Source organism: Paraburkholderia sp. BCC1885, assembly GCF_900996235.1.
Lineage (GTDB): Bacteria > Pseudomonadota > Gammaproteobacteria > Burkholderiales > Burkholderiaceae > Paraburkholderia.
This window is the reverse complement of record NZ_CAAJGM010000264.1, coordinates 1-4,692: the sequence shown is the minus strand read 5'-3', so window position 1 is coordinate 4,692 and position 4,692 is coordinate 1. Positions and strand designations below refer to the sequence as shown.

Annotated in this window: 6 protein-coding genes; 3 read left to right on the top strand and 3 right to left on the bottom strand. The window is 65.6% G+C overall.

The genetic code is table 11. The features are described 5' to 3' along the window. The 3 genes from flgA to FQ755_RS34665 all read left to right on the top strand — a co-directional run. The coding region (flgA, locus tag FQ755_RS34675; protein WP_144162251.1) for a flagellar basal body P-ring formation chaperone FlgA at positions 1-680 on the top strand (680 nt) is incomplete at its 5' end. A gap of 142 nt (positions 681-822) precedes the next feature. Continuing rightward, positions 823-1,179: a flagellar biosynthesis anti-sigma factor FlgM gene (gene flgM, locus FQ755_RS34670; RefSeq protein ID WP_144162248.1), complete on the top strand. Its 357-nt coding sequence runs from the start codon at positions 823-825 to the stop codon at positions 1,177-1,179. Positions 1,180-1,253: 74 nt separating this feature from the next. Then, complete coding sequence (locus FQ755_RS34665; protein ID WP_144162245.1) at positions 1,254-1,697, top strand: flagella synthesis protein FlgN; 444 nt, start codon at positions 1,254-1,256, stop codon at positions 1,695-1,697. Positions 1,698-1,860: 163 nt separating this feature from the next. Here FQ755_RS34665 and FQ755_RS34660 read toward each other — a convergent pair whose 3' ends face one another. From FQ755_RS34660 to flhF, 3 genes are all read right to left on the bottom strand, one after another. Next, positions 1,861-2,598, bottom strand: coding sequence for an RNA polymerase sigma factor FliA (locus FQ755_RS34660; RefSeq protein WP_144162242.1), 738 nt, complete (start codon positions 2,596-2,598; stop codon positions 1,861-1,863). Between the two features lie 27 nt (positions 2,599-2,625). Further along, positions 2,626-3,495, bottom strand: a complete 870-nt coding sequence (locus tag FQ755_RS34655) for a MinD/ParA family protein (RefSeq protein ID WP_144162239.1) — start codon at positions 3,493-3,495, stop codon at positions 2,626-2,628. Next, on the bottom strand, positions 3,488-4,692 hold a 1,205-nt coding region (flhF, locus tag FQ755_RS34650; RefSeq protein WP_144162236.1), incomplete at its 5' end, for a flagellar biosynthesis protein FlhF. The genes flhF and FQ755_RS34655, both read right to left, overlap by 8 nt.

Below are 4,692 nucleotides of genomic sequence, written 5' to 3'. Positions count from 1 at the left end.
CCGCCGCAGCGAATCAGGCGGCTCAGGCGGCGCAAGCCGCCCAGCCGGTCCCCGCCGGTCAGGAAGACGGCGAGCTGATCCATGCCGCCGCGCTCGACTATCTCAAGCAACAGGTCAACGGCTTGCCCGGCAAGGTCGAACTCTCGGTGGCCGCCGCCTTCCCGCGCGGACTCGCGGCATGCGCCACGCTGCAGCCGTTCATGCCGAACGGCGCGCGCCTGTGGGGCCGCACCACGGTGGCGGTGCGCTGCACGAGCGGCCATCCGTGGACCGTCTGGCTGCAGGCCAAGGTCTCGGTGCATGCCACCTACTACGTCGCCACGCGCGGCATGATGCCCGGCGAAGTGATCACCGAAGCCGACATGGCCGGCCGTGACGGCGACCTGACGATGCTGCCGACCACGATCATCACCGATCCGTCCCAGGCCATCGGTTCGGTCACGTTGATGCGGGTAGGCGCGGGCCTGCCGTTGCGTCAGGACATGCTGAAAAACGCCGCCTCGGTGACCGCCGGAACGATGGTGCGGGTGGTGGCGGAGGGCAACGGCTTCTCGATTTCGTCGGAGGGCAGCGCGCTCGCCAATGCGACGCCGGGTCAACCGGTCAAGGTGAGGACGTCCACGGGACAGATCCTCATGGGCATCGTGAAGGACAGTTCGACGGTCCAGATCCAGATGTAGTCCGGACCTGAAAAGCGAAGTTTGACAAGGAGTTGACGCACAAGTCGGGCTGGGAGCGCCGTTACAAAGGGATACACGGATTGGGCTAAAGTTTGGATTCTTAAGTGCCGTTATAAGAATCAAATCGTTCAGGAAGCCAATCGTGAAAATCGATTCCACCACCAACTCCAAGCCAGACAGCCTGACCAACGGCGCGACGCGCCCGCAGCAGGACAGTCTGACTCCGGCGGCTAACGCCGCCCAAAGCGCGGCCACCACCGCGCAAGCCGCCACCGGTTCTGCGGGTGGCGACTCGAATGTGAGCCTGTCGGGCCTGTCGTCCGATCTGCGCAACCTGGCAACTTCGGGTTCGGCGGACATCGACACCGCTCATGTCGAATCGATCAAGGCGGCCATCAAGAGCGGCACGCTGACCATCGATCCGGGCAAGATTGCTGACGGCGTGCTTGAAACCACCCGCAGCCTGCTGCAAACCAGAGCCCCGGCGACCGGCGATTAAGGCTGGACGCCGCGAGGCGCCACCTTGAAACCCGCCCGCGCGCCATGTGCGGGCCGCTGTGAGAGCGACTTGTCATGAAAGACGCGCTGCTGGCCACCGTTGTCGACGAATACACCACGATCGAGGAATTCGCCTCGGTGCTGGCCGTCGAACAGAAGGCGTTGACTCAGGTCGATCCGTCCGAGATGCTGCGGCCGATCGTCGAAAAGAAAACCGAACTGGTCGGCAAACTGGCGACGCTGGAGAAGATCCGCGACGCCCAGCTCGCCGAAATGGGCTTGCCGGCCGGCTGGAGCGGCATCGAACTGGCCGCCGCGCGCGACCAGAAGCTCGCTACCCAATGGTCCTTGCTGCAGCAATCCGTGGAGCGGGCTCACCGTTCCAACAAGACCAATGGCGTCCTGATCCGCACCCGCATGGAGTACAACCAGCGCGCGCTCGACGTGCTGCAGGTTCGTCCGCCGAAGCCCGCGCTGTATGGGCCGGATGGACGTGTGCCGGGATTTGGCGGTCTGTAAGTCAAGACGTTTTCCGGATTAAAAAGCCGGTTGCGGCGCGAGTGATGGTGAATTCGCGCCGCAACCGGCTTTGGTTTTTGGCGCGCGCCAAATAAAAACGCCGTCACATGGACGGCGTTTCCCAGGGTGACGCCGTGGCGCGGCGCCGGGTTTTCCTGCGTGCTTACTCCGCCTCGGCCTTCGCCCAGGCCATCTCGCGCAGCCGCGTGCGCAAGCGCGCCACCGCCTGGCTGTGCAACTGGCAGACCCGCGATTCGCTGACTTCCATCACCGCGCCGATTTCGCGCAGATTCATGCCGCGCTCGTAATACAGCGACATCAGCAGCTTCTCGCGTTCCGGCAACCGTTCGATGGCTTCGACCAGCGCCGCGCGCAGGCTCTCGTCGAGCAGCGCCGACAGCGGGTCCGAGTGATCGACGCAGTAGCGGTCGAGGAACGGCTCGTCGTCCGCGGAACGGTCGAAGTCTTCGTAATAGATCAGCTGGCTGCCATGCAGGTCCTGCAGCATCGACTGATATTCGTCGAGCGGCATCTTCAGGTGGCCGGCAATTTCTGTCTCGCTCGCCGAGCGGCCCAGCGTCTGTTCGACCTGATGCACCGCCGTCTCCACTTCGCGCGAGGTGCGGCGCAGGCTGCGCGGCAGCCAGTCGTTGCTGCGCAGTTCGTCGAGCATAGCGCCGCGAATCCGCTGGCTGGCGTAGGTCTCGAACTGCGCGCCCTGGTCTTCCTTGTACCGGCTCGCGGCGTCCAGCAGCCCGATCATGCCGGCCTGAATCAGATCGTCGAGATCGACGCTCGCCGGCATTTTCGCCACTAGCTGCAAACCGAGCCGCCGCACGAGCGGCGCGTACTTCGTCAGAACCTCGGCTTGGGAAGAAATCTTTCCCTGAGCGTTATACATCGTGCTCCCCTTGTCCGCACGCGCCCTTCAGGCGAGCTGTGCAGACGGTTGGTCGGCGTGTTGCGCCGCTGTTACTGTCGCCGGGGCCACCCAGTGGGGGCGTGACGACATCGCTGGCCGCATTGGCCAGTACTGCAATTCGGCGGCGAGGTGCCGGTAATCGCGCGCAGCAGGTGTCGACGGAAAAGCGTCGACGACACAGCGCGACAGTTCCAACGCCCGGGCCATGCGCGGATCGGCGGCGATACAGCCGGCGTCGTCCAGCGACACGGTCAGATAACGCCCCGCCACCCCCGCGAGGTTTTCAAATGCTGTGTGCGCGTCGGTGACGCTATGCACGTGATTCACCAGCACACGGAACTGTCCGATGCCGTGTGCGTAATGCAGGCGCTTCATGCAGGCGTAGGCATCGGTGATCGCCTGGGCGGCCACCCGCGTCACGATCACCAGATCGTGCGCATGCATCGCCAGCGTGGAGAGCTGGCCGAGCCGGTCGAGCTGTGCATCGATCAGCACGATGTCAGCGGGCCCGTCCAGCACGACGGCCAGTTGCGCCGGGTTGTAGCCGTCGCGGTTGTTGCGCGAGGCGGCCAGCACCGAGAAGCCGAGCGCGTGACGCGCCATCGCCTCTTCGAGCGGCAGCTCGCCGCGCACCACCGCCGCGAAATTACCCGCGCCGCGCACGCCGCCGAGCATCGCGCTCACCGAGCGATCGCCGAGACATTCGTCGATCACCAGTACATCCTTGCCCTGCTCCGCCAGCGCCGCCGCCAGATTGACGACCGTCGTGGTGCAACCGACGCTGGTCGAGCCGCCCGTCACCGCCACGACTCGTGAACCGTTGCGCGCCAGCAGGCGCCGCAACCCCTCTGCCTGATCGGAGACGACTTTATCCAAAACGTACCTCGTGCAGTTCGGCCGTCGAGCGCGCGGAAAGCGCCGAAAGCAAGGCCGGAATGTCGTCGTCGTGCGGCACGAACGGCGAACTGTCGCGCGGAATACAGAAGGCGCTCTTGATGAGGAATTTGCGCGTCGCGACGTACAGGTTCTCGGGCACTTTCTGACCGGTCGAAACGTAATGCACCGGCAGCTTGTAGCGGATCACCGTGTCGAGCACGCCGCCCAGGTTGGTGGCTTCGTCGAGCTTGGTCAGGATGCAGCCGGCGAGCGGCTGTTGATCCGGCGCGCGCTGGTAGGCCTGCACGACTTCGTTGAGCGTGTCGCCGTGGCTGGTTGCGTTGAGCAGCAGCAGACGCTGCACCGGCTGGCCGGCGCGGCACAGCATGGCGATCTGGTCGGAGACGAGCCGGTCGCGCTGGCTCATGCCGATCGTGTCGATCAGCACGATGTGCTTGTTGCGCAGCTCGGCGAGCGCCAGTTGCAGATCGGCGCCATCCTTCACGGCATGCACCGAGACGCCGAGGATCTTGCCGAAAATGCGCAGTTGTTCGTGGCCGCCGATCCGGTAGCTGTCGGTCGTGAGGAGTGCGACCTTGCTGGCGCCGAAGCGCATCACGCAACGCGCGGCGAGCTTGGCCGTGGTAGTCGTCTTGCCGACGCCCGTCGGGCCCATCAGCGCGAACACACCGCCGCGCTCCATCAGCGCGTCTTCGTTTTCCATCACCGGCAGGTTGGATTCGAGCACGCTGCGCACCCAGTCCATGCCGCCTTCCATGCTGTCGACTTCGGCCGGCAGGTTGTCCACCATCATCTGCACCAGTTGCGCGGAGAAGCCCGCGGCGAACAGGTGCTTGGTGAGCGAGGCGCGCGTCGGGCTGCGGCGCTGGCGGTCGCCCCACAGCAGGCCGGCGAAGTGTTCTTCCATCATGCCGCGCATCGAGGAGAGCTCGCTCATCACCGTGTCGTTGACAACCTGCTCCATGCGCGCCTTGATGGCTTCGGTGACGCTGGCGGCGCTGTTGGCGGCCGCGCGGCTGTCGTCGGCCGGGCTCGTCTTCTGGGCATTGCGGCGCGCGGCGAGTTGCGCGGCTTCGCGGGCCCAGTCGGGCGCGTCGGCCTGGCTGTACGGCGAACGGCCGCCCATCTGGATCTCGGCCGGCGCGCCCAGGCCCTTCGCCATCGCGGCGGCCGGCG